General features: G+C 67.1%; 21 protein-coding genes. 8 read left to right on the forward strand and 13 right to left on the reverse strand.

The genetic code is table 11. The features are described 5' to 3' along the window. The 5 genes from CAL28_RS03775 to CAL28_RS03795 all read right to left on the reverse strand — a co-directional run bounded on the left by CAL28_RS03775 (position 1) and on the right by CAL28_RS03795 (position 5,563). Positions 1-837, reverse strand: coding sequence for an ABC transporter permease (locus tag CAL28_RS03775; protein WP_094840051.1), 837 nt, complete (start codon positions 835-837; stop codon positions 1-3). A 4-nt stretch (positions 838-841) separates the two neighbouring features. Next, positions 842-1,858: an ABC transporter substrate-binding protein gene (locus CAL28_RS03780; RefSeq protein WP_094840052.1), complete on the reverse strand. Its 1,017-nt coding sequence runs from the start codon at positions 1,856-1,858 to the stop codon at positions 842-844. 55 nt (positions 1,859-1,913) lie between these two features. Continuing rightward, positions 1,914-3,635, reverse strand: coding sequence for an allophanate hydrolase (gene atzF / locus CAL28_RS03785; protein WP_094840053.1), 1,722 nt, complete (start codon positions 3,633-3,635; stop codon positions 1,914-1,916). Between the two features lie 305 nt (positions 3,636-3,940). After that, on the reverse strand, positions 3,941-4,273 hold the full coding sequence (locus CAL28_RS03790) for a DUF2322 family protein (protein WP_094840609.1): 333 nt from the start codon (positions 4,271-4,273) through the stop codon (positions 3,941-3,943). Positions 4,274-4,315: 42 nt separating this feature from the next. After that, positions 4,316-5,563, reverse strand: a complete 1,248-nt coding sequence (locus tag CAL28_RS03795) for an MFS transporter (protein ID WP_176463863.1) — start codon at positions 5,561-5,563, stop codon at positions 4,316-4,318. 104 nt (positions 5,564-5,667) lie between these two features. On the opposite strand from CAL28_RS03795, the gene CAL28_RS03800 reads away from it, so the two are divergent. Further along, positions 5,668-6,576, forward strand: a complete 909-nt coding sequence (locus CAL28_RS03800) for a LysR family transcriptional regulator (protein WP_094840055.1) — start codon at positions 5,668-5,670, stop codon at positions 6,574-6,576. A gap of 19 nt (positions 6,577-6,595) precedes the next feature. Here CAL28_RS03800 and CAL28_RS03805 read toward each other — a convergent pair whose 3' ends face one another. Next, positions 6,596-7,213, reverse strand: a complete 618-nt coding sequence (locus tag CAL28_RS03805; protein WP_094840056.1) for an FMN-dependent NADH-azoreductase — start codon at positions 7,211-7,213, stop codon at positions 6,596-6,598. A gap of 130 nt (positions 7,214-7,343) precedes the next feature. Between CAL28_RS03805 and CAL28_RS03810 the strand changes: the two genes are divergently transcribed. Continuing rightward, positions 7,344-8,279: a LysR substrate-binding domain-containing protein gene (locus tag CAL28_RS03810; protein ID WP_094840057.1), complete on the forward strand. Its 936-nt coding sequence runs from the start codon at positions 7,344-7,346 to the stop codon at positions 8,277-8,279. A 14-nt stretch (positions 8,280-8,293) separates the two neighbouring features. Here CAL28_RS03810 and CAL28_RS03815 read toward each other — a convergent pair whose 3' ends face one another. The 6 genes from CAL28_RS03815 to CAL28_RS03840 all read right to left on the reverse strand — a co-directional run bounded on the left by CAL28_RS03815 (position 8,294) and on the right by CAL28_RS03840 (position 14,477). Further along, positions 8,294-10,351 carry a protein-L-isoaspartate(D-aspartate) O-methyltransferase gene (locus CAL28_RS03815; protein WP_094840058.1) on the reverse strand — a complete coding sequence of 686 codons (2,058 nt, stop codon included), beginning with the start codon at positions 10,349-10,351 and terminating at the stop codon, positions 8,294-8,296. A gap of 97 nt (positions 10,352-10,448) precedes the next feature. After that, positions 10,449-11,123, reverse strand: a complete 675-nt coding sequence (locus CAL28_RS03820; protein ID WP_094840059.1) for a helix-turn-helix domain-containing protein — start codon at positions 11,121-11,123, stop codon at positions 10,449-10,451. Between the two features lie 55 nt (positions 11,124-11,178). Then, positions 11,179-12,129: a PDR/VanB family oxidoreductase gene (locus CAL28_RS03825; protein ID WP_094840610.1), complete on the reverse strand. Its 951-nt coding sequence runs from the start codon at positions 12,127-12,129 to the stop codon at positions 11,179-11,181. Between the two features lie 14 nt (positions 12,130-12,143). Next, positions 12,144-12,635 carry an MOSC domain-containing protein gene (locus CAL28_RS03830; protein WP_094840060.1) on the reverse strand — a complete coding sequence of 164 codons (492 nt, stop codon included), beginning with the start codon at positions 12,633-12,635 and terminating at the stop codon, positions 12,144-12,146. A 2-nt stretch (positions 12,636-12,637) separates the two neighbouring features. Then, positions 12,638-13,036: a RidA family protein gene (locus CAL28_RS03835; protein ID WP_094840061.1), complete on the reverse strand. Its 399-nt coding sequence runs from the start codon at positions 13,034-13,036 to the stop codon at positions 12,638-12,640. Between the two features lie 121 nt (positions 13,037-13,157). Next, complete coding sequence (locus tag CAL28_RS03840; protein ID WP_094840062.1) at positions 13,158-14,477, reverse strand: MFS transporter; 1,320 nt, start codon at positions 14,475-14,477, stop codon at positions 13,158-13,160. A 291-nt stretch (positions 14,478-14,768) separates the two neighbouring features. On the opposite strand from CAL28_RS03840, the gene CAL28_RS03845 reads away from it, so the two are divergent. From CAL28_RS03845 to CAL28_RS03855, 3 genes are all read left to right on the forward strand, one after another. Beyond that, positions 14,769-15,434 carry a DJ-1/PfpI family protein gene (locus CAL28_RS03845; protein WP_094840063.1) on the forward strand — a complete coding sequence of 222 codons (666 nt, stop codon included), beginning with the start codon at positions 14,769-14,771 and terminating at the stop codon, positions 15,432-15,434. A gap of 158 nt (positions 15,435-15,592) precedes the next feature. Next, positions 15,593-16,222: a hypothetical protein gene (locus CAL28_RS29670; protein ID WP_094840064.1), complete on the forward strand. Its 630-nt coding sequence runs from the start codon at positions 15,593-15,595 to the stop codon at positions 16,220-16,222. A 201-nt stretch (positions 16,223-16,423) separates the two neighbouring features. Continuing rightward, a complete protein-coding gene (locus CAL28_RS03855; protein ID WP_094840065.1) occupies positions 16,424-16,741 on the forward strand; it encodes a DUF4148 domain-containing protein in 318 nt (105 codons plus the stop codon). A 106-nt stretch (positions 16,742-16,847) separates the two neighbouring features. Here the strand turns inward: CAL28_RS03855 and CAL28_RS03860 are convergent, their stop codons facing one another. Then, positions 16,848-18,149, reverse strand: a complete 1,302-nt coding sequence (locus CAL28_RS03860) for a UDP-N-acetylglucosamine 1-carboxyvinyltransferase (protein ID WP_094840066.1) — start codon at positions 18,147-18,149, stop codon at positions 16,848-16,850. 116 nt (positions 18,150-18,265) lie between these two features. On the opposite strand from CAL28_RS03860, the gene CAL28_RS03865 reads away from it, so the two are divergent. The 3 genes from CAL28_RS03865 to CAL28_RS03875 are packed head-to-tail and all read left to right on the forward strand — an operon-like array spanning position 18,266 to position 22,610. Next, complete coding sequence (locus CAL28_RS03865) at positions 18,266-19,477, forward strand: HlyD family secretion protein (RefSeq protein ID WP_094840067.1); 1,212 nt, start codon at positions 18,266-18,268, stop codon at positions 19,475-19,477. Beyond that, on the forward strand, positions 19,474-21,054 hold the full coding sequence (locus CAL28_RS03870) for a DHA2 family efflux MFS transporter permease subunit (RefSeq protein ID WP_094840068.1): 1,581 nt from the start codon (positions 19,474-19,476) through the stop codon (positions 21,052-21,054). Before CAL28_RS03865 ends, CAL28_RS03870 begins: the two co-directional genes overlap by 4 nt. Next, on the forward strand, positions 21,054-22,610 hold the full coding sequence (locus CAL28_RS03875; RefSeq protein ID WP_094840069.1) for an efflux transporter outer membrane subunit: 1,557 nt from the start codon (positions 21,054-21,056) through the stop codon (positions 22,608-22,610). The genes CAL28_RS03870 and CAL28_RS03875 overlap by 1 nt, the downstream gene beginning before the upstream one ends.

Raw genomic sequence — 22,610 nt, forward strand, 5'->3', positions numbered from 1 at the left:
CTACCTTCCGCTCCAGTGGACCACGCGCCGCTCCAGCATGAGGAACAGGATGTTCAGTACATAGCCCAGGGCGCCGGCGGCCAGGATGGCGGCATACATGGTTTTGACGTTCAGCACCTGCTGGGCATCGATGATGGCGTGGCCCAGGCCGTTTTCCGATCCGATGAACATTTCGGCCACGATGACGATGACCAGCGCCATGGACACCGCCGAGCGCAGCCCGACGAAACTGGGCTGCAGGCTTTCCCAGACCAGCACGTCCTTGAAGACGCGCCAGCGCGATGCGCCCATCACCCGCGCCGCCATCACGCGCTGCTTGCGCGCGTTGATGACGCCGTAGGCGCTGTTGAACACCACGATCAGGAACGCGCCGAAGGCGGCGATCGCCACCTTGTTGATATCCGAGACGCCGAAGATCAGCAGGAACAAGGGGATCAACGCGGACGAGGGCGTGGAGCGGAAGAAGTCCACCAGGAATTCCACCGTCCGATAGGCGCGCTCATTGCTTCCCAGCAGGACGCCCAGCGGCATGCCGACCACCGCGGCGATCACGAAGGCCTGCAGCGTCCGGCTGACCGTGACCAGGAAGTCCGTCAGCAGGTTGCCGCCGGCCAGCCCGGTGGCCAGCGCGACCAGCGTATCGGCGGGACTGGGCAGCAGGATGGGCTTGATCAGGCCGGCGCGCACGACCGCGTCCCAAATGACGAACAGCAGGATCGGCCCGACAAAGGGCAGCATCCGCTCGCGCAGGGGCGTGCGCGGCACCGCGTCCGTGGACGCGGGTGCCGACCAGGCTGGCGCGCCGGCGGCGCCGGGGGAAGAGCTGGGCTTGTCCATGGGCTCAGGCCTTGTAGATCAGGGGCGCCACATCGACCTTTTTCGAGAAGATGTTCTTCTCGGTGAACAGGTCATAGAACTTCTGGAAATAGGCGACGTCGCTTTGCTTGAATTCGTCGTACATCATGTAGGCGGCCAGCGGCACTTCGTTCGTCAGCGGCCCTTCGATGGCGGTGTAGCCCTTCATGTATTGCCGCGCCTCGCCGGGCTGCGTGCGCACCAGCTCCACGCCGCGCCGGTAGGCGGCGATGAACTTTTTGGCGGCGTCCGGGTGCTTCTGGATGAATTCGGTGGTCAGGCTGGCCGCGCCGCCATGCCAGGGCGCCATGGGATCGCCCAACACGTAATGGGCGACGACACCGGCTTCCAGCACGCGCGTCGTGCCATTCAGCCGGCCCACCGTACCCGTGGGTTCGAGCGTATAGCAGCCGTCCACCTGTCCGGTCGCCACGGCCGCGACATGCTGGCCGATGGGCAGTTCGATGACAGTCGCGCCGGTGGCGCCCGCGCGTTCCAGCATGGTCTTGGCCAGCGTCACGTTCTGGATGCCAGGGCCGGAGGCGATCTTCTTGCCCTTGAAGTCGGCCGCGGTCTTGATGGGGCTGTCCTTCGCGACGAGGAATTCTTCCAGCACATTGCGGGCATTGCTGGGATTGGTGCAGAAGATCTTGAACAGGCCCGGCTGCGCGATCTCGCCGATGGCCAGGTTGGCCGACCCGGTGCCGTTGGCGCTGCCATCGCACCGGCCCGACAGCATGGCTTCCATCACCTGCTGCGCGCCGGCGAACTTCAGTACTTCGACGTCCAGCCCGGCTTCCTTGAAATAGCCTTTATCCACGCCGGCGAAGAAGGGCAGGCCGGCGGCGACCGGCCAGAATCCGATGCGGATTTTGGGCGTCGATTGGGCGCGTACGATCGCCGGCATGGCCAGCATGCCGGCGGCAGCGGCGCCTGACTTCAGCAGTCGACGGCGGGCGCCGTCGACTGTTGCGGGAGCGGGTATGGATAGGGTGTTGCGCATGATGGAGTTCCCCTGGGTCGGTTTGTGGTGGTGCAATGTCGATCGATAAGCGGGCCTAGCCGGGCGGCGCCGACCGCGCCGCGACGTAGGCGCGCCAGCCGCCATAGGTGCTGACATCCTGGGCGTCGCTGAAGGCGTGGTCCTCGCATACGAAGCCATGTACCCAGCGTCCGTCGGCCAATTCCAGGCTGCCCAGCGCCAGCGGCGGCGGTACGAGCGCCAGAAAGCTGCCCAGCGCGGCCAAGGGCACTTGCCAGACTTCGATGTCGATGCCGACGCCGCCGTGCGCCACACGCCGCAGTCCCGGCTTCGCCGGCACGGTGCCGTTCAGGGCGTACAGCCGATACCGCGGCGCCGTCCTGGTCGTTTCCGCCAGGCGGGCGCCCCGCTCGGTCAATTGCCCGTTCAGCGGCATGCCGGAAAGATGCGCGCCCACCACTGCCAGGGGCAGGTGGGTGGCGGGGCCGGGCAGCAGGGCCGCGATGGGTTCGGGCGCCGGCAGCGGCGTCCCGGTCGCCCCTTGCGGCAGCCCCGTGCCATGGTGAAAGCGCTGGCCCAGTTCGGCCAGTTGCCAATCGCTGCCCGCCGGGCCGATCAGCGTGATGCCGAAGGGCAGGCCGTCGGCGCGCAGGCTCGCCGGCACCGCCAGCGCGGCATAGTCGAGCAGATTGACGAAGTTCGTGTAGTGGCCCAGCTCGCGGTTGCGCGCGACGGGTTCGGCCCGCATCGCGGCAATGGTGCAATGGGTCGGCGCCGTGGGCACGCACAGCAGGTCGATATCCGTCCACATGGCGTCCGCGCGCTGCGCCAACCCGCGCAGCCGGTGCTGTGCGCGGTAGAGATCGGCCGCGTCGTAGCGCTGGCCCGCGGCGAGAATGTCGCGTACCGGCTGGATGACCGCATCCGGCCGGGCATCGAAGAACTCCCGGACGGCGGCGTAGCGTTCGGCCACCAGCGCGCTGTCGTAAAGCATCGCCGCGGCGTCGGCCAGCGGCGCATAGTCGATCGGCACCAGCGTGCCGCCCAGCGCCTGCATTTGCGCCAGGGCCTGTTGCCATGCTGCCTGGGACAAGGCGTCGCCGAAGAATTCCGGCTGGGCCGGGACACCGACGCGGAAGTTCGCCGGCAGCGGGGTCGTGGCCATCGGCAGCTTGCGGGAGTAGGGGTCCCGTGGGTCGTGGCCGTGGGCTGCTTCCAGCACCTTCACGGCGGTGGCCACGGTGCGCGCGAGGATGGACACGCAGTCCACGCTTTGCGCGGCGGGCAGTACTCCGTATGCGGAGATCAACCCCCGGCTGGGCTTCAGTCCGACGATATTGTTCAGCCCCGCCGGCACGCGGCCTGAACCGGCGGTGTCGGTGCCCAGGGCGAAATCCGCCTCGCCCGCCGCGACCACATAGGCGGATCCGGAACTGGATCCCCCGCTGACGTAGGCCGCGTTGAAGGCGTTGGGTACCGCCCCATACGGCGAACGCGTGCCGTTCAAGCCGCAGGCGAACTGGTCCATATTGGTCTTGCCGGTCAAGACCGCGCCGGCGGCCAGCAGGCGTTCGACGGCCGCGGCGTTCTCGTGGGGCACATAGGCGAAGTCCGGGCAGGCGGCCGTGGTGGGCTGGCCCGCGACATCGATGTTGTCCTTCACGGCGAAGCGCAGGCCGGACAACGGCCCATCGGCCGAAGCGCCGGCGATAGGCGTGAACCGGAGTATCCACGCCGGATCGGGCGTCGCCGCCGGCAGGTCCGGCGTGGTGGGATAGTCAGGCGAGGGGGTCGGCATGGCGGCGATGGCTCAATAGATATCCAAACTTGTGTACAAGATAAGCAAAGCACATGCCAATTCGCCGCGCCTGGGAACGCGGGCCTTCGGCAGGCGGGCGCGCACGAGGAAGGGGCGTGACGGGGCACCGTCCCTGTGCATTGCACGGGGACGGTGCGTTCCGGTCATGAAGGGATTGGGCGCGAAAGCCCGGAAAGGCGATCGGTGGGGCGCGTCGCCGCGCCGTCATCGATCGCGAGGCGCGGGTGGGGGATTCTTCCTGCTGCCGGCCGATGGGCGGCGGCCGGACGCGGCGCGCGTGAAGCTTAGCCGGCGGTCTTGACGTCGATGCGCAGCGCTTCGCCGCCGGCGGCGATCGCCAGCAGGCGATCGACATTCGGATGGGCGCCAGGCCGGTTGCGCGCATCGGCCGTGTGTTCGGCGAATACGGCCAGCCCGTGTTCCGCGGCCTTGGCGTCCAAGGTGCCGAACGCGCGGAAAAGGTATTGGTAGACGGCCAGCGAACCCTGCTTGCCCGGCTGGTTTTCGATGCTGGCCACCACCTTGCCCTGGGCGTCGACCAGGTCGATGGAGCCGATCCCGTCGATAGGGGGCAATAGACGCAGATTGTCCTTGAAAACGTTGGACGGCTGGATCACGGAGGTCATGGTTTTTTCCTGGATTGCTTGCGAGCCGCCATGTTATCCGAGGGGCGCGTCGCTTCCCGTCAGCGCCGTCATGAGCGCGCTCAGGGCGAACAGCGCGCCCGCGGCGCATACCGCGTTCCATCCGCCCAGGGCCCAGGCCGCGCCCGCCAGGGCCGAACCCGCCGCGCCGCCCAGGAAAAACACGCCGACGAAGATGCCGTTGATGCGCCCGCGCGCATCGGGCCTCAGAAAATTGATCGCGCGCCGCCCCAGGGTCTGGTCGCCCGTTACCCCTACATCCAGCAGTACGGCGGCGGCTCCCATCGCCAGCAGCGGCCACCATGCGGCATGTGGCGCGGGTGCGGCCATGCCGGCCCAGGCGGCCAGGCCCAGCGCGCCCAGCAGCACCGCGTGCGCCGCCAATGTCGCGCCGCGTGTCCAGCCGCGATCGCCGAGTCGTCCGAACAGCGGAGTGACGATGGCGCCGCCCGCGCCGGCCAGCGCGAACAAGGCGATGCCGCGCTGGCCCAGTCCGAAGGGCGGCTGCGCCAGGCGCAGGGCGACGGCCGTCCAGAACAGACTGAACGCGCCCATGACCAGGCTGGCCGACAGGGCGCGGCGGCGCAGTACTTTTTCTTCGCGCAACAGGCGCCAGAGCGAGGCGATGAGCGCCGGATAGGAGGCGGTGGCGGCGGGCTGCCGGGCGGGCAGGCGCGAGGCCAGCACCGCGGCCAATAGCGCCATGGCCAGCGCGCTGATGCCGTAGAAGGCGCGCCAGCCCCAAGCGTCGGCGATCAGGCTGGCCAGCGGACGCGACAGCAGTATGCCCACCATCAGCCCGCCCATCACGTCGCCGATGACCTGCCCCCGCCGCGCCGGCGACGCCATGTGCGCCGCGATCGGAACCAGTACCTGGATCGCCGAGCACGCCGCGCCCAGCACGAACAAGGCCGCGAGCAGGGCCTCGGCGCCGGTGCAGAACATCGCGGCGGCCGCGGCGGCGATGGCGACGATCAATTGCATAACGACCAGGCGGCGGTTTTCCAGCAGGTCGGCCAGGGGTACCAGCAGGAACAGGCCGCTCGCATAGCCGAGCAGCGTCACCATGGCGACCAGGCCGTTCTGCGCGGGCTGCAACCCCAGGGACGGGCCGATCAGCCCGACCAGGGTCTGGGGCGCGAACAGGTTAAGGACGATGACGGCGACCGAGGCCGCGAATAGCAGCGCCAGGCGGGGAGTCATCGCATGGGGCGGGTCATTCGGCAGCGCGGCGCCGGCCAGGGTAGGTGGGGATAGGGACATAGAGCCTCAAGAAATAAAGAAGGAGCAATATCTTTTGAGACTTTATGCGCCCAAGTTATCCTAATACAATTGAATTATGGAAATAGAGATTATGCGGAGTTCGCATGAATATCCGGGACCTTGAAGCCTTTCTCGCGGTGGTGGAGACGGGCTCGATCGTCGGCGCCTCCGCGCGCCTGCACGTCACGCAGCCGGGCATCACGCGCCGCATCCAGAACCTGGAGGAGCGCCTGGGCGCCACCTTGCTGGACCGCCAGTCCAAGCCGCTGAAGCCGACAGCAGCCGGCCGGCAGGCCTATGAGCATGGCCGGCAGGTGCTGCGTTCGCTGGGCGATCTGATGGCGGGCGTTTCGCCCGGCGGCGAACTGCGGCGCGAACTGCGGATCGGCGTTGTGCCTTATCTATCGGAAACCGCGCTGGTGGGGCCGCTGGACCGGCTGCGCGGCGACTATCCCAAACTGTCCCTGCGCATGGTGTCGGCCTGGTCTCCCAGTCTGGTGGAACAGGTCGCGCATGGCGCGCTGGATGCCGCGGTCGTTTGCCTGCCCGATGGCGCACCCGTGCCCGAAGGGCTTGCTGGCGATGAGCTGGGCGTGCAGCGCGTGCTGCTGGTCGCGGCGGCGTCGCTGGACGTACCCAACCCGGCCGATCTGGCGATGCTGGCCAACTACCCCTGGGTGATGAACGAGAATGGCTGCGGCTTCCGCGCCTATATCCGCAACCGCTTCGAGGCGCAGGGACTGCATCTGGATATCGCGGCGGAAGTGCAGAGCGCGGAGCTGCGCCTGTCCCTGGTCGCGCGCGGCATGGGAATCGGCATCGTGACGCCCGCCGCCTTCGCCGCCAATCCCGGGCGTGACGATGTGCGGATCATCGACACGCCGGCCTTCGCGCCTCAGGTGCGGGCGTGGCTGCTGTACCGGCCGCCCGTGGGTCAGTTGGCGCGGCCCCTGGCGGTATTCCGCGCGGCCTTGGTCGACGCGCTGGATCTGCCCGCCAGCATCGTGGCATAGGCGGGCTGCATTACACGCGTCAGGCCGGCGCCAGTTCGCCAACGTGCAGGTCGATCTGGCCGCGGGCGTTTTCCAGGCCGGCGGCCGCCGCATCGGCGCCCATGTTCAGCCCTTCGGCGTGGATGAAAGCTACGTCGTCCATCCCCAGGAAACCCAGGATGGCCGACAGGTACGACGTCGCCTGGTCCAGGGCGGTGCCCACCGTCTTGCCGCCGCGCGCGGTGACGACGTAAACCTTCTTGCCCGTCAGCAGGCCGCGCGGCTTGCCGTCGGGGCCGTATTGGAAGGTGACGCCGGCACGGGCGATGTAGTCGATATAGGTTTTCAGTTGCGCCGGGATGCTGAAGTTGTACACGGGCGCGGCGATCACCACGCGATCGGCCTGGACGATTTCGGCGATCAGTTCGTCGGCCAGCGCCACCAGGCGGGCCTGCTCGGGGCTGCGCTCCCCGGCGGGGGTGAACAGGGCGCCGATGTGTCCCGCATCCACATAGGGCAAGGGGGCGGCGCCAAGATCGCGAGTGCGGATGGTCATGCCCGGTTCGGCCTGCGCGAGGCGATTGACCAGTTGTTCGGCCACCAGGCGCGACTTCGAGTTGCTGCCCAGGATGGAGGATTGGATAACGAGCATGTTCATGGCGGATCTCCGGGATATGTCGATGTCGGGTTTGCGTTGCGATGCACTGCACTTTACGCAGCCTCATTCACCCTAAAAAGGGGGTTAAGATGAACGCTTCGTTCCATCCATAGAACAATCGGGTGCCGCCATGCAGGACCTGAACGACCTCTACTACTTCTCCCAGGTGATCGAATACGGCGGCTTCAGCGCCGCCGCGCGCGCCCTGAATATCCCCAAGTCCCGCCTGTCGCGGCGCATCTCGGAGCTGGAATCCGCTCTGGGCGTGCGGCTGCTGCAGCGCACGACGCGGCGCGTGCGGCCCAGCATGGCCGGCGAACGCTTCCTGCAGTACTGCCGCGAGATATCGGCATCGGCGCGCGCGGCGCACGAGGCCATGCAGCATTTGAAGGCAGCGCCATCCGGGCCGGTGCGCGTCAGCTGCCCGGTGGCGGTGGCCCAATGGATGCTGGCGCCGGCCTTGCCCGAATTCCTGGATGCCTGGCCCGATATCACGGTGGAATTGGTGGTGACGAACCGGCGGGTGGATCTGATCGCCGAAGGCGTGGACCTGGCCATCCGGGTGCGGGAACAACTGAATACCGAGGCGGAATTCGTGGTGCGGCACCTGGGCGAGAGTTCAGGCTGCCTGGTGGCCAGTCCCGCCTATCTGCAACGCTGGGGCCACCCGGCCGCACCCGCGGATTTGTCGGAGCATCCTGCTGTGCATTTCGGCGAGCCCGGCACGGCGGCCGCCTGGACGCTGCTGGACGACCAGGGCGCGAAAGTGGAGGTGGCCATCAAACCGGCGCTGGTGTGCAACGACTTCACTGTCCTGGTGGAAGCCGCGCTGCGCGGCCGCGGCATCGCACTGCTGCCGGTCATGGCCACGCATGAGGAGCGCCGCCAGGGCAGGCTGGCGCAGGTGCTGCCGCACTGGCACTCGCCCATCGGCATCCTGCACTGCATCTACCCGTCCCGCCACGGCATGACGCCCGCCGTGCGCGTGCTGCTGGATTTCCTGACCGAACGGTTGAAGGGGGCCTATCGACAGCAGGCCCCGCTACCCGGCAGGGCCGCGCGTTAAGGCCGCCGGAGGCGTCAAACGGCGAAAGGGTAAGTCTCGGGCATGCCGGCGCGAGGCTCCACGGGCAGCGGCGTGACCGCCGTGGTTTCATCGAACCAGACATAGGCATCGTATTGGTCGGACAGCGCGGCGTCCGCGTAATGACTGTGCAGCTCCGTGTCCGGACGGTAGATCACGCCGATATAGCGTTCCAGCCGCGACTCTTTTAGCAGGAGCCGAAGGTCGTCGTGCACGCCGGGCCGCAAGTCCAGCAGAAAGCGTGTCTGCCCCGTGCGGTGCATGATGTATTCGTAGCTGTCCGGGCGCGCCGGGCGCACCCGCATCAGGCGCATGGGGCCGTCCCAGTCGTCGGCCGCGGCGACCGTGCCGGCATAGGTGCCGAAGCCGACCAGCGCGACTTCGTTGCCATAGCGCTGCCGGCAAAGCTGGCCGATATTGATTTCGTCGCGCACGCGCCCCATTTCGGTCGCCGATGCATCGCCGATATGCGAGTTGTGGGCCCATACCACCGCGCGCGACTGCGGACCGCGCGCTTCGAGCAATTGCGCTAGGGTTTCGAACATATGGGTATCGCGCAGGTTCCAGCTTTGCGCGGGGCCCTGGTACAGCATTCGATAGTAGCGTTCGGCCGACGCCACCAGCCGGGCATTCTGCGTCGCGTCCAGGAAGTTATCGCCGTCCTCCTGGGCGTAGTCGAGCCGCTTGTCCAGCAGATCGCGCAACTGGCGCAGCACTGCCTCCTCGCATTGGCGGAATCCCTTGCTGGCGGCGGCGCGCGCATAAACGCGGGGGTCTTTCTGCCATGGCATCAGGCAGCCGTAGCGTTCGCGCGCGACGCTGGCCGCCTCCGGGTCCCGGTGGTCCAGATAGGCCAGCACCGCCGCGATCGACGCCGACATGCTGTACAGGTCCAGGCCGTAGAAGCCGGCGCGTTCGGCCGGCTGCAGCACCCCGTTGTAGGCATGCAGCCAATCGATGAACGCCTCGACATCGGTGTTGCGCCACATCCAGGTGGGAAAACGGCGAAAGGCCGAGGCCTCGCCCTTGCCCGGCCCGCGATGCCTGACGTAGCGGTCGATGGCGGCGGCGTCCGGCCAATCGGCCTCCACCGCCACGATGTCGAAACCGTGCGCCTCGACCAGCCGGCGCGTGATCGCGGCGCGCGCGCGGTAGAAATCGCTGGTGCCATGGCTGGCTTCGCCGAGCAGGACCACACGCTTGTCCGCGAACCGGTCGAACAAAGGCGCGAACAGGGCGTCGTCGATATCGGGCAAGGCTTCGGCGGCTTCCCAGATGGCTTCGGAGGCCGGGTCCGAAGGCATGTCCGTGCCGGCGGCGGCCGCGCGCTTCCTGCGTGACGGTGCCGCCGCGGAGGTCCGTGGCGGTGCCGGCGTGCCCGGGCTTCCGTCTCCGGCATCCGCGTCGTCGGTCCATCCCTGCGCGCCGACGAGGGGAACGAAGGCGACGCCGCCCAGGTCTTCTTCGTCGTATTCGTCGCGGCCCACGCGGGTGATCCGGACCAGCCGCTGGCTGCCGCGGCGCGCCCCGAGCGGCATGACGATGCGCCCACCGATCGCCAGCTGCTCGCGCCAGGCGGACGGTACTTCCGGCCCCGCGGCGGCGGCCACGATGGCGTCGAAGGGCGCGGCCTCGGGCAGTCCAAGCGTGCCGTCGCCCGTATGGACCCGCACGCGCCCGTAATCCAGTGACGCCAGGGTGGCGCGCGCCTTGTCCGCGAGTTCCGGCAGGCGTTCGATCGTATCGACGCGGTCGGCCAGTTCCGCCAGTATGGCCGCCGCGTAGCCGGAGCCGGTACCGATTTCGAGTACGCGGTCCGACCGATGCAGGCGGGCAGCCTGCGCCATCAGGGCGACGATATACGGTTGGGAGATCGTCTGGCCGGATGACAGGGGCAGAGGCGCGTCGGTATACGCGAATTCGGCCAGCGCCCGCGGTACGAAGGCCTGGCGCGGGACGCGCATCATCGCGGCGAGCACGCGCTCGTCCTCGATGCCGCGTGACCGGAGCTGGCGTTCGACCATTTCACGTTGCGATGCCGTGCTGTCGCTCATGATGCCTCCTTGCCTGACCGTTCGGGTTCCTCAGGCGTATAGGGCTGCAACGGGCGTGCCAAGCAGGCGCGCCGCGGGGCCTGCTCATCGGTGGCGGCTAGGCGAGTTCGCCCGTACCGTGGGGCGGCGCGTACATCACCACCAGTGCGGTGGCGGGACCGCCCAGGCTGCGTCCCCGATGCGGCATGCGCGAATCGAAATGCAGCGTGTCGCCGGCTTCCAGCATGAACTTGTCCATGCCGATCTGCCATTCGACGCGGCCGGACAGAATATGGATGAGTTCTTCGCCGTCGTGCTCGAAGAAAACGTACTTGTCGATCTGGTCGGGAAACGTGAACAGGAATGGCTGCAGCGCCCTGCCGTGCGTGGCGTTGGACACCGACAGGTAGTCGTAGCCGAAGGCCGTGCCGCCCAGCACCGTGGGGCGCCTTTCGTTCCTGCGCACCAGGCTGACCCCGCGCCAGTCGTGCACCGGCGCATTGTCGGTCAGCAGGCCGGCGGCCTCCACGCCCAGTACTTCCGCGATGCGGGTCAGGGTGGCCAGCGGCGGCACCTTCTGGCCGTTTTCGATGCGCGACAGATAGGCCTTGCCGAAGCCCGCTCGTTCGGCCACTTCCGCCAATGTCAGCTTGGCTTGCTGGCGCAGGCTACGGATGCGCTCGCCCAGCGCGATGTGCGCCGGGGTTTCGGCGTCAGCGGTGTCCTGCTCGAGCGGAAGGTCGCTATTCGGGATAGCTTTGCGGCGGGACGATGGTCGACGAACCGGTTTCATTGGCCTGAAGTCACGTTTACTGCCTGGTACCGGAGTTTACCGCCTATGTTTCCCGTCAAAGATCGAGTGTGACGCCGACGCGCGCGCGCGACACGCACAGGGCCATTTTTTCCTGCCGCTGGGATGCGCTCAGGAATGCGTCGCGATGCAGCACCGTGCCGTCGGTGTAGGCGCAGACGCAGGCCCCGCACACGCCCATTTCACAGGAAGAAGGCAAGCCGTGGCCCTGCCGCCGAAGCACATCCAGGGCTGACTCGTTCGCCGGCACCCGCAGCGTCGCGCCCGTCGAGGCAATGCGGATGTCGAAAGGCTCGGGCTTGAAGTTTTCGTCCAGGGCGGCTTCGAACACTTCGAAATGCACCTGGGATTCAGGCCAATGCGCGGTGGCCGCGCGCACCGCCGCGATCAGGCTGGCGGGTCCGCAGCAATAGACGTGGGTGCCATCGGCGGGGTCGCCCAGGGTGGCGGCATCGAAGCGGCTCCCGCCGGGGTCGCCGCTGAACCAGGTGGCCAGGCCGCCGTCGCCGCACAGGCTTTGCAGCGTGTCGAGCAGCGGTGCCGCCGTGCGCTGCCGTGCGCAGTAATGCAGCAGGAAATCCTGGCCTTGGGCACGTGCCTGCCAGGCCAGCGAGATGAAAGGCGTAATGCCGATGCCGCCAGCCACGAAAATATGGCGGCTGGCCTCCGCCGCCAGCGGGAAATTACTGCGCGGCGCGCTGACGGGCAGTACCAGCCCCGGCCTGGCGTGCTCGTGCAGCCAGCGCGATCCGCCGCGCCCGGCGTCGCTGCGCTTGACCGCGATCGTGTAGTGCGCGGTCTGCCGTGGATCGCCGCAAAGCGAATACTGGCGGATCTTGCCGCCCGGGATATGCACGTCCACGTGCGCGCCGGCCGGCGCCCGCGGCAGGGCGGGACGGTGCGGATGGACGAAGCGGATGATCTTGATGCCCGCGGCGTCTTGCGACACCTCGGACACCTGCAGCTTCATAATGATGCGGGCGGACATGGACGGCTCCATGGTCAATCCAGCGGTTCGATCGCATCGCCGGGGGCGATCCAGCCGCCTTGTTCGATGGCGCAGTTCAGTCCGGAACGGTTGTAAAGCGGCAGGTATAGCGGCATGCCCAACAGCTCTTCCAGATATTTGCACGGAAAGTTCATGCGGCCGCCGCGCAGGATGGTGTTGCCCACGCGGAAGCGCTTGCCGACCAAGTGGTCCAGCGGCACCCCGCTGACCGTCAGGTTGCGGCGGTGTTCTTCCGGCCTGAGGATGATGGGGCCCGCCTGCAGGGGCGGATCGTTGCGAGCCAGCGCATCCAGCACCTCCGCGGCGAACAGCGTCACCTCGCGGATGTCCGGCTTGGGCGAGTAGGTGCCGGTTCCCAGGAAATACCGGTCGCCGACGATGCCTTTGCCCGCGATGAGCTCGGCGCGCTGCAGCTCCTCCATTTCGTAGGAAGCCGCGGGGGCGATATGAATGTGCAACAGGCGGCCGCCCGTCCATGTCGTCATTGTCAGGTCCTCTCTTGGTTCGACACCGCGGCGATGGCCTCGATCTCTACCAGTACGTCGCGCGGCAGGCGGGCGACTTCGATCGTGGAGCGCGCGGGTACGGCGCCGGGGAAGAACGATGCGTAGACCTCGTTCATCGCGGCGAACTGGTTCATGTCCTTCAGGAACACGGTCGTCTTGACGACGCTGGCCAGCGAAGCGCCGCCGGCGTGCAGGACGGCCCGGACGTTGGCAAGCGATTGCCGCGTCTGGGCCTGCACCCCGTCGGGGATGGCGCCGGTCGCGGGATCGATGGGTAACTGGCCCGAGCAGAACACCAGGTCGTTCAGGCGTACGCCCTGGGCGTAGGGGCCCACCGCGGCGGGCGCCTCGGCGGTCTGCAGGGGAAGCGGCTGGGTCATGGCGGCTTATTCCTTGAGGTCTGGAGGGCCGGCGAATTATACCGGCGAAAGTTTCCTGTGGGGAAACTCTAGTTTAGCGGGAAAAAGGTTGCACGTTGCGGGCTGGCAGCGGTCGCGCATGCTAGCCGTGGCCGATGGGCGTGTCTTTCGTTTCCCGCGCAAACAGCGCGGCGACCAGCGTGATCAGGGCCACGCCGATCAGCAGCACGGAAACCCCGGTGGTGCCGCCGAATTTCTCGACCAGCAGCGTCGCGAATACCGGCGTGAGCCCGCCGCCGATGGCCGCGGACACCTGAAAGCCGAACGAGGCGCCGGTGTAGCGCGAGCGCGCGCCGAACAATTCGGGAAAATAGGTGGCTTCGACGCCGAACATCAGGCCCTGGCCCAGTATCAACCCCAGGGCCACCGCGCAGAAGACCAGTGTCGGATCCTTTGTGTCCATCATCCAGAAAAGCGGGAAGGCGAACACGATGGTGAATGCGGTGCCTATGAAAAACATGGGGCGCCGGCCGATGCGATCGGATAGATGTCCGAAGAAGGGAATGGCCGCCACTTCGATGATGGAAGCAAGCAGGATGGCATTCAGCATGGACGTGCGGGACAAGCCCAGGCGGGTGGTCGCGTAGACCACCAGGAAAACAGTCAGCAGGTAAACCCAGGAAACCTCGCACAGCTTGAGCCCGATGGCGACCACGAACTCCCTGCGGTTGCGGCCTATCGCTTCGGCCAGCGGATTGCGCGAGATTTCATTGCGCGCTTTCATTTCCAGGAATACCGGCGATTCGCTGACGCGGTGCCGGATGAAGGCGCCGATGGCCACCAGCACGATGCTGGCCAGGAAGGGTATGCGCCATCCCCAGGACAGCAGCGCCTGTTCGGGCAGGGCGGAAATAGCGCTGTAGGCGGCGGTGGACAGGATCAAGCCGATCGGGAAGCCGGTCTGCACCAGGCTGCCGCACAGGCCGCGCCGATGCGCCGGCGCATGTTCCACCACCATCAGTGCCGCGCCGCCCCATTCGCCGCCCAGGCCTATGCCCTGGACGACGCGCAGCGTCACCAGCAGGATGGGCGCCCAGATGCCTATGCTGTCGTAGGTCGGCAGCAGGCCGATGGCGAAGGTGGCCAGGCCCATGATCGCCAGGGTAAGCAGCAGCATGGACTTGCGGCCCAGTCGATCGCCCATGTAACCGAACAGGGCGCCGCCGAAGGGGCGGGCGAAGAAGCCCACCGCGGCGCTGCCCAGCGCGGCCAGGGTGCCCACGAAGGGATCGGCGGCGGGGAAGAAAAGCTTGTTGAACACGAGCGCCGCCGCCGTGCCATAGATCAGGAAGTCGTACCACTCGATGATCGTGCCTATGGAGCTTGCGAAGACGACACGGGTAAGCTCGGATGAACGGGATGCGTTCTTGGATAAGGGTGGGACCGCTGCGGTTTGGCTCACGATGGTGCTCCCAGGTTGGTTTCCCAAAAGTTTCCTACGAGTTTCCCATTAAGCAATACGTGTGCCAGTTTTTCTACGCGTGCGCACACTGCCGTTCCCCGCTGGCGAGGCAGCGGAGCGTTTGCGCTGCATCGAAATAATGCGGTTTCGCACGGATATGGTGCGCGCTCCAGGGGCTACAACGGTGCCTCCGGCGCTATGGACGGCATCCCTGGCGGCCGGCGTTTGGCCTCTATATACTGTTTCCCGATAGAAAACTAATCTGCCATTGACCTCCGGAGAGCGTCCATCATGGAAGTCAGTTTCCTGCTTTATTCCGGCGTCGAACCCATCGACCTGGCGGCGATCGGCGTGATTTCCATGGCCAGGCGCATCATCCCGGAGGTCTCCTATCAGACGCTGTCGGTACGGGAGGGGCCGGTCACCCTGGCGAACGGCTTGAACGTCTGTCCGGATCGACCGGTCGCCGATGTCGGGCAACTGGATGTGTTGCTTGTCCCCGGCGGCCCGGGCTGGCGAACGGCCGCTGCCGATCCCGAAATCCTGTCCTTTATCCGTCGCATGCACGGAGCCTGCACGCTGGCCTCGGCCTGCACGGGCGCCATGATCCTGGCCGCGGCCGGCGTGCTGGACGGGCGCCGCGCGACGACCAAGGTCCAGGTCGTGCCGCCGGAACAGGCCCCGCTGCATGAGCTGTCCGCGGTTTACCCGACCGTCGTCGCCGAGCATGCGCTCCTGGTGGACGACGGCGACCTGATCACCGGCGGCGGCGTCACCCTCTGCATAGACCTGGTTCTTTATCTTCTGGCCCGACGCTACGGGGAACCCGCCGCCGCGGAAGTCGCCCGCATCATGGAATACACCGCCGCCCACGCCGCCAACCGGTCGCGGTTGCCGGTGGTGTCGACTCAGGGCGGCACTCGCCGGCGCACGAGTGATCCGGTGCCGTTACGGTGATCGCTTCTTTCCCGAACGACGCCCGGGATGGCATGGGGGTATTGCGGGTACTGGTAGAGCCGCTCATCTTGCTGGCGCGGAGACGATGCAAAAGAATGTCGGGCCCTGGCGCGCGCGCCCGCCGTCCGCGCCTGTCATCGTCAAGGAGATAGTCCGCCATGCGCATCGCCCTTTTGCACAGTATCGAGACCAACCCGGCGGTATTCGACCGTGTCGCCGCCACCTTTGGGCCGCCAGCCCTCGCATTGCGGCATGAGATCCGCGTCGACTTGCGCGAGGCCATGCAGCGCGAGGGTGGGCAGGCGCCGCGGATCCAGGCTTGCCTGCGGTCGTTGGCCGCCGAGGCCGACGCCGTTATCGTGACGTGCGCGATGCTCGGTGCCGCGGTCGATGACACCGCAGCCATGGGCGTGCCGATCGTACGCGCCGATAAATCGCTGGCGCAAGCCGCGATGGCGCAGGGCGGGGACGTCACGGTGATCTGCGCCGCCGCGTCCGCCGTGGATGCAACCCGGCGCCTGTTCGCGGCCCACGCGCCCGCGGCCGGGTCGACGGTGACGGTCCGTCATATCCCTGAAATATGGGATTTGTACCTGCAGGGCGATGTGCCGGCGGCGCTGGCCCGCACGGCGCTGGCGGCCGACGCCGCGTATGAATCGGGCGCCGATGTCGTGGCGTTCGCCCATCCCTGGATGGCCGACGCGGCGCGGCCCGCGGCCGACGGACGCAGGCCGCTGGACAGCGCGCATGCGGCGCTTCGCACCGCCTTGTCCGGCGGCGGGAAATAGAGCGGCGGCCCGAACGCGGATGACGTTTCACGGCGTTGTCATCGCGCGCCGGATTACCCCGTTTTGTGAAAAATTGATTTGCGTTGCTAGGGTTTATCCGGAGGCCGCGCGCGCGCAGAATCCCGGCCATACAGAAGGGCAGCGAACCGCATCGGCACCGCCGTGGTGTCATCGCTGACCCAACCGGACGAGGAGTACGCCATGAAAGCCACGACTATTGTTTCCGCCTTGATTCTATCGGCCGCCGCCATGGGCGTCGCGCAGGCGCAGACCACGCCCTTCCAGGGCGTCTACGGCAAGCAATACAGCAATGTGACCCGCGATCAAGTGGTGCAGGAGATGCACGCGGCCCGCGCTGCGGGAATGAACAGCAACGAAGAGATGGATAACCGGCCCTTCACGGCGCAACAGGAAAGCAATGCCGCCCAGCCCAATGTGGCGACTTCCACGGATCGCGATCCGAGCGGGCTGGCGCACATGAAGTTCGGCGACACCGACAACATGCCGTTCCAAGGTTGATCCGGCGTACCGGCTTCGGGCGGCTTCGCCACGCGGGCCCACCGGAGCCGACGCCGCGCCGGCATGGATGCCGGCGCACGTCCGTCGTTCTGCGGAACTGCCTGTCTTATTCGCTTTTGGTCCATTCGACATTCGCCCCGACCGACCTCAGGTTTTCCACGAAGTTGGGATGGGCGCGCCGGATAGGCAGCGCATTGGTGATTTCGGAACGGCCCTCGATACTCGCGGCGACCATCAGCAGCGCGATGGCAACGCGGATGATGTAGGGGCTTTCCACCTTGGCCGGACTCAGGCGCAGTCCACCGAAGGTGATCAGGCGGTGCGGATCGGACAGGAAAACGTGCGCGCCGAATTTGGAGAGCTCGACGGACCATCCCATGGCGCCGTCGTATACCTTGTTCCAGAACATCGCGCTGCCTTCGGCCTGGACGCCCAGCGCAATGAAGATCGGCAACAGGTCGACCGGCAGGTAGGGCCACGGTGCCGCTTCGACCTTGGTCAGGATGTTCTGCGTGAAGGGCTTGCGTACGCGCAACGGGCCTTCGCGGCGGGCGTGCGACCAGCCGTCGCGATGCTCCACGTCCACGCCGAATTTCGCGAAAGTCCGGTCGATCAGCGGGAACTGTTCGGGCGCGGTATTCCTGACGGCGATATCGCCGCCGGTAATCGCGCCCAGCGCCAGGAAGGTCGCGATTTCGTGGAAGTCCTCGCTGAAGCGGAATTCGCCGCCGCCCAGTCCGCTGCCGCCTTCCACGGCCAGGCGCGATGTGCCGATACCGTCGATGGAGGCGCCCAGCATCGACAGGAAACGGCAAAACTCCTGCACGTGCGGTTCGGATGCCGCGTTGACCAGGGTCGATGTGCCGCCGGCGGATACCGCGCAGAGGACGAAGTTTTCCGTGGTCGTTACGGATGCATAGTCCAGCCAATGATGGTTGGCCACCATGCGGCCGGCCGCGCGCACGATGAGCGAGTCCGGCGTCCGTTCGATGATGGCGCCGAAGCGCTCGAACACCTCGACGTGCGGGTCGATCTCTCGCACGCCGAGTGTGCATCCTTTTACATCGTTCTCCAGCCGCGCCACGCCGAACCGCGCCAATAGCGGCGGCACCAGCATGATGGAGGAACGCATTTCCTCCGGCAGCTTGTGCACGGCGGGATCGAACGCGGTCGCGCGGTGATGCAGGTCGAGGATGCCGGTGGCGAAGTCGACGGACACGTCGCTACCCAGCGTGCGGAAGATATCCAGGATCTTCTTGACGTCGGTGATCTCGGGTACCCCGACCAGGCGCAGGGGCCGGTCGGTCAGCAGGGTGGCGCACAGGATGGGCAGGACGGCGTTCTTGTTGGCGGACGGCACGATCTCGCCGCGTAGAGGAAGGCCGCCGTGCACGATCAGGTTGGACATAGTGGAAAGGGATAGGCGCTGTCGAATGCGAGGCGCCTATCATGCCACGGGAAAAGTTGGACGCGAAAGGCACGGTCCTTGCTGTCGCGGCGTGCTCAACCCATGGCACATTCCGTATGACAGATCCATCCCAGCAAGGACCTGAAGCACGCGCGCCCGCCGAGGGCGGCGAAGCAGGCGAAAACGGCAAGAACGGCGCAAAAAGCAAAAGCGCCCAGGAAGGAACGAGCGGCAAGGACGACGATTCCCGCCAGGGCGGGGACGGACACGGCGGGCAAGCCGATGGCCAGCGGCGCCGCAGCAGGAAGCCGTTGATCATTCTTATCGTCGTTGTCGTGCTCCTGGGCATCGTGGGGGCCATCTGGTGGTTTTTGACCCGTAACGATATTTCCACCGACGATGCCTACACGGAGGGGGATGCGGTCACCATCGCGCCCAAGGTGGGCGGGTATGTCGTCGATCTGCGCGTAGGCGACAACACGCGCGTGCATCGCGGCGACCTGTTGCTGCGCATCGATCCGCGCGACTACATCGCCGCGCGCGACCAGGCGCGCGCGCAACGGGCGCTGGCCGACGCGCAGTTGCACCAGGCCCAGACCCAGCTGGCGCTGGCACAGGTCCAATACCCCGCGCAGCTGGCGCAGGCCCAGGCGCAGGAGCAGGCCGCGCAGGCCGATCTGACCAACGCGCGCGCCAGCTACCGGCGCCAGCACAGCGTGGACCCGCGCGCCACCAGCCAGCAGAACGTGGATACGGCGACGGCGCAGATGCGTACCGCGCTGGCGAACGTGGCGCGGGCCCAGTCGGAAGTCAAGGCGGCCAGCGTGGTCCCGCAGCAGATCGCCGAAGCGCGTGCCCTGGTCGAGTCGCGGCAGGCGCAGGTACGCGCGGCGCAGGCGCAGCTGGAACAAGCTGAATTGAACCTGTCGTATACCGAGGTGCGCGCGCCGGTCGACGGTTGGGTGACCCGGCGCAACGTGCAGGACGGCAAGCTGGTGCAGGCCGGCATGTCGCTGTTCGCGCTGGTACCTTCCACGGTGTGGATCGCCGCCAACTACAAGGAGACGCAGCTGGAGCGGATGCGCCCGGGCGATCCTGTGCAGATCGAGGTGGATGCTTACCCGCAGCTGAAACTGCGCGGCCATGTCGATAGCGTGCAGCTGGGATCGGGCTCGCGCTTTTCCGCCTTTCCGGCCGAGAACGCGACCGGCAATTTCGTGAAAATCGTGCAGCGCGTGCCGGTCAAGATCGTCATCGACGACGGCCTGGACCCCTCGCTGCCCCTGCCGCTGGGCTTGTCGGTCACGCCGACGGTGCATGTGAAATGAGCGGCGCCACGGCATCCGCCTCGACATGGCGCCCCAGCGCCAACCCGTGGCTCATCGCGGTGTCGGTCACGCTGGCGGCTTTCATGGAGGTGCTGGACACCACCATCGTCAACGTGTCGCTGCCGCACATCGCCGGCACCATGTCGGCCAGCTATGACGAAGCCACCTGGACGCTGACTTCGTACCTGGTGGCAAACGGCGTGGTCCTGCCGATTTCGGGCTTCCTGGCACGTACCCTGGGACGCAAGCGCTACTTCCTGATCTGCATCGTCGCCTTCACATGTTGTTCCTTCCTGTGCGGCGTGGCGACGAACCTGGGCGAACTGATCGTGTTCCGCATGCTGCAAGGCTTCTTCGGCGGCGGTCTGCAGCCCAGCCAGCAGTCCATCATCCTGGATACCTTCGAGCCCTCGCAGCGCGGCCGGGCGTTCTCGGTATCGGCCGTCGCGATCGTGGTGGCGCCCGTGCTCGGGCCCACGCTGGGCGGCTGGATCACCGACAATTTTTCCTGGCGCTGGGTCTTCCTGATCAACGTGCCGGTCGGCATCCTGACCGCGCTGGCGGTCATGCAGGTGGTGGAGGATCCGCCCTGGCAGAAGCCGACGCCGCTATCGAAACTGCATATCGATCTGCCCGGCATCGGCCTGATCGCGCTGGGACTGGGCTGCCTGCAGGTGATGCTGGATCGCGGCGAAGACGAAGACTGGTTCAGCTCCGGTTTCATCCGCGTGTTCGCCGTGCTGGCGGCCCTGGGCATATCGGGTGCCATCGCCTGGCTGCTGGCCGCGCGCCGGCCCGTGGTCGATCTGCGTGTCATGAAGGACCGCAATTTCACGCTGGGGTGCATCACCATCGCGGCCTTCGCCGGCGTCCTGTACGGCAGTTCGGTGCTATTGCCACAGCTGGCGCAGCAGCACCTGGGCTATACGGCGACACTGGCCGGCCTGCTGCTGTCCCCGGGAGCCTTGCTGATTACTTTCATGATCCCGGTGGTGGGCAAGATCATGCCGCTGGTGCAGACGCGGCACCTTATCGCGGTCGGCTTTTTGCTGCTGGGCGCGGCGCTGTTCTATTCGCGCCACCTGGTACCGGAAATCGATTTCAACACCCTGGTGCTGATGCGCATGGCGCAGTCGTTCGCGCTGGCATTCCTGTTCGTGCCCACCAGCACGCTGGCCTACGTCAGCCTGCCGCAGGCAATGAACGACGACGCCGCGGCGTTGTTCACCATGTTCCGCAACATTGCCGGGTCGATCGGGATCTCGCTGGCGACGGCGGGCATACGGGAGCGCACGCAAGCGCGCATGGCGCACTTGTCCCACGATATGACGCCCCTGTACCAGCCGTACCAGGACACGCTGGACCACGTGGCGCGGGCCTTGCGCGACTACGCCGGGGTGGCGGGCGATGCGGCGCAGGCGGCCACGGGGCAGATGTACCAGATGTTCGTTTCGCAGGCCACGATACTGGCCTATATCGATGTGTTCGCCATCTGCGGAATATTCGCGTGGTGCTTTATTCCATTGACCTTTTTGTTTTCGCCGACCCGTGCGTCGGGCAAGCCGGGAGGGCATTGATGCGGGGCTTTCTTGCCATCGCGGCGGTACTGTTATGCAGCGCCTGCACCGTCGGGCCCGATTTCCACAAGCCGGATCCCCAGGTGCCGGCGGGATATGCCGATCGCGCCCGCGCGCACGCGGCGGAGGGAGCCTCCGTCGTGGACGATGCGGATCCGGATCCGCGCTGGTGGCGGCGTTTCAACGACGCGCAACTGGATTCGCTGATCGACCGCGCCATCGCGGGCAATCTCGATTTGCAGCAGGCCGTGCAGCGCATTGCGGCATCGCGTGCCCAGGCCCGCGCCGCCGGCGCGGCCGCCCTGCCTCAGCTGAATGCCAACGGCAGCTATACCTACCAGCAGCTCGGCGCCAAAGGCATGCTGGAGTCGCGCGGCGTGCCGCAAAAGCTCGACCGCCTGGGCGCGCCGGGATCCCCCCTGGACAGCGTGGCGCCGGGGGCAGGCGCGGCGGCGAGCGCCGCCGGGAAATCGCTGATCGACAAGATCGAAGACCCCGTCAGCCTGTACCAGATCGGTTTCGATGCCAGCTGGGAGCTGGATCTGTTCGGCCGCGTGCGCCGCACGGTGGAGGCCGCGAACGCGCAAACCGAATCGGCGATCGAGGCGCGCAACGATGCGCTGGTATCGCTGGAGGCGGAAGTCGCGCAGACCTATGCCCAGCTGCGCGGGGCGCAACTGCTGGCCCGCATCGCCGGCGACCAGATCCGCGAAGACCAGGAAGTCCTGGACCTGACACGCAGCCGGCAACGGGCCGGACTCGCCAGCCAGACCGATGTGGAGCGCGCGCAGGCGCAACTGGGCGCGTCGCGGTCGCAGTTGCCCTTGTACGAGCAGCAGACCGCGACGGCGCTGAACGGGCTGGCCCTGTTGATCGGTGCGCCGCCGGGAACGCTGGACGCCGAGCTTTCCACGCCGGGGGCCGTTCCGCCGGTGCCGCCTGCCGTGCCCGTGGGACTGCCGTCCAGCCTGGCCCGCCGCCGGCCGGACATCCGCCGCGCCGAGGCGGACCTGCATGCGGCCACGGCCCAGGTCGGCGCATCGATCGCGCAGCTGTTTCCCGATCTATCCCTGACCGGCAGCATCGGCCTGCGCGCGACCGAGGCCAGCTATCTGACGCGCTGGGCCAGCCATTTCTATTCCATCGGCCCGCAGGTCAGCCTGCCGATCTTCCAGGGCGGGGCGCTGCGGGCGCAGATCGCCATGGCGCGCGCCGACCAGGCGGCGGCCGTGCTTGCCTATCGGCAGACCGTGCTGTCGGCGCTGCACGACGTCGACAACGCCCTGGTCAGGTACCGCACCGACCAGGCACGCCGGGACACACTATCGACCGTGCTCGACGCCAACCGGCGCGCATTCGAGCTTGCGCGCGACGGGTATGTGAACGGCCTGAACAGCTTCATCGATGTGCTGGATACGGAACGCCAGCTTTCCAACAGCCGTATCCAGATGGCGGACGCGACGGTGCGCGTCACGACGGATCTGGTCGCGCTATACAAGGCGCTGGGCGGAGGATGGCAAGCGGACAGCGGCGCGGGGGCTGTGTCGTCGCGTTGA

Origin of the sequence: Bordetella genomosp. 11 (assembly GCF_002261215.1) — a bacterium.
Classification (GTDB): domain Bacteria; phylum Pseudomonadota; class Gammaproteobacteria; order Burkholderiales; family Burkholderiaceae_B; genus Bordetella_C.

Bases quoted from the DNA above. Each gene is read 5' to 3' on its own strand.
- CAL28_RS03820 (WP_094840059.1), bottom strand. From the start codon at position 11,123: ATGAAACCGGTTCGTCGACCATCGTCCCGCCGCAAAGCTATCCCGAAT.
- CAL28_RS03810 (WP_094840057.1), top strand. From the start codon at position 7,344: ATGCAGGACCTGAACGACCTCTACTACTTCTCCCAGGTGATCGAATAC.
- CAL28_RS29670 (WP_094840064.1), top strand. From the start codon at position 15,593: ATGCGCATCGCCCTTTTGCACAGTATCGAGACCAACCCGGCGGTATTC.
- CAL28_RS03870 (WP_094840068.1), top strand. From the start codon at position 19,474: ATGAGCGGCGCCACGGCATCCGCCTCGACATGGCGCCCCAGCGCCAAC.
- CAL28_RS03780 (WP_094840052.1), bottom strand. From the start codon at position 1,858: ATGCGCAACACCCTATCCATACCCGCTCCCGCAACAGTCGACGGCGCC.
- CAL28_RS03865 (WP_094840067.1), top strand. From the start codon at position 18,266: ATGACAGATCCATCCCAGCAAGGACCTGAAGCACGCGCGCCCGCCGAG.
- atzF (WP_094840053.1), bottom strand. From the start codon at position 3,635: ATGCCGACCCCCTCGCCTGACTATCCCACCACGCCGGACCTGCCGGCG.
- CAL28_RS03875 (WP_094840069.1), top strand. From the start codon at position 21,054: ATGCGGGGCTTTCTTGCCATCGCGGCGGTACTGTTATGCAGCGCCTGC.
- CAL28_RS03800 (WP_094840055.1), top strand. From the start codon at position 5,668: ATGAATATCCGGGACCTTGAAGCCTTTCTCGCGGTGGTGGAGACGGGC.
- CAL28_RS03775 (WP_094840051.1), bottom strand. From the start codon at position 837: ATGGACAAGCCCAGCTCTTCCCCCGGCGCCGCCGGCGCGCCAGCCTGG.
- CAL28_RS03825 (WP_094840610.1), bottom strand. From the start codon at position 12,129: ATGTCCGCCCGCATCATTATGAAGCTGCAGGTGTCCGAGGTGTCGCAA.
- CAL28_RS03855 (WP_094840065.1), top strand. From the start codon at position 16,424: ATGAAAGCCACGACTATTGTTTCCGCCTTGATTCTATCGGCCGCCGCC.
- CAL28_RS03845 (WP_094840063.1), top strand. From the start codon at position 14,769: ATGGAAGTCAGTTTCCTGCTTTATTCCGGCGTCGAACCCATCGACCTG.
- CAL28_RS03835 (WP_094840061.1), bottom strand. From the start codon at position 13,036: ATGACCCAGCCGCTTCCCCTGCAGACCGCCGAGGCGCCCGCCGCGGTG.
- CAL28_RS03795 (WP_176463863.1), bottom strand. From the start codon at position 5,563: ATGTCCCTATCCCCACCTACCCTGGCCGGCGCCGCGCTGCCGAATGAC.
- CAL28_RS03830 (WP_094840060.1), bottom strand. From the start codon at position 12,635: ATGACGACATGGACGGGCGGCCGCCTGTTGCACATTCATATCGCCCCC.
- CAL28_RS03860 (WP_094840066.1), bottom strand. From the start codon at position 18,149: ATGTCCAACCTGATCGTGCACGGCGGCCTTCCTCTACGCGGCGAGATC.
- CAL28_RS03815 (WP_094840058.1), bottom strand. From the start codon at position 10,351: ATGAGCGACAGCACGGCATCGCAACGTGAAATGGTCGAACGCCAGCTC.
- CAL28_RS03805 (WP_094840056.1), bottom strand. From the start codon at position 7,213: ATGAACATGCTCGTTATCCAATCCTCCATCCTGGGCAGCAACTCGAAG.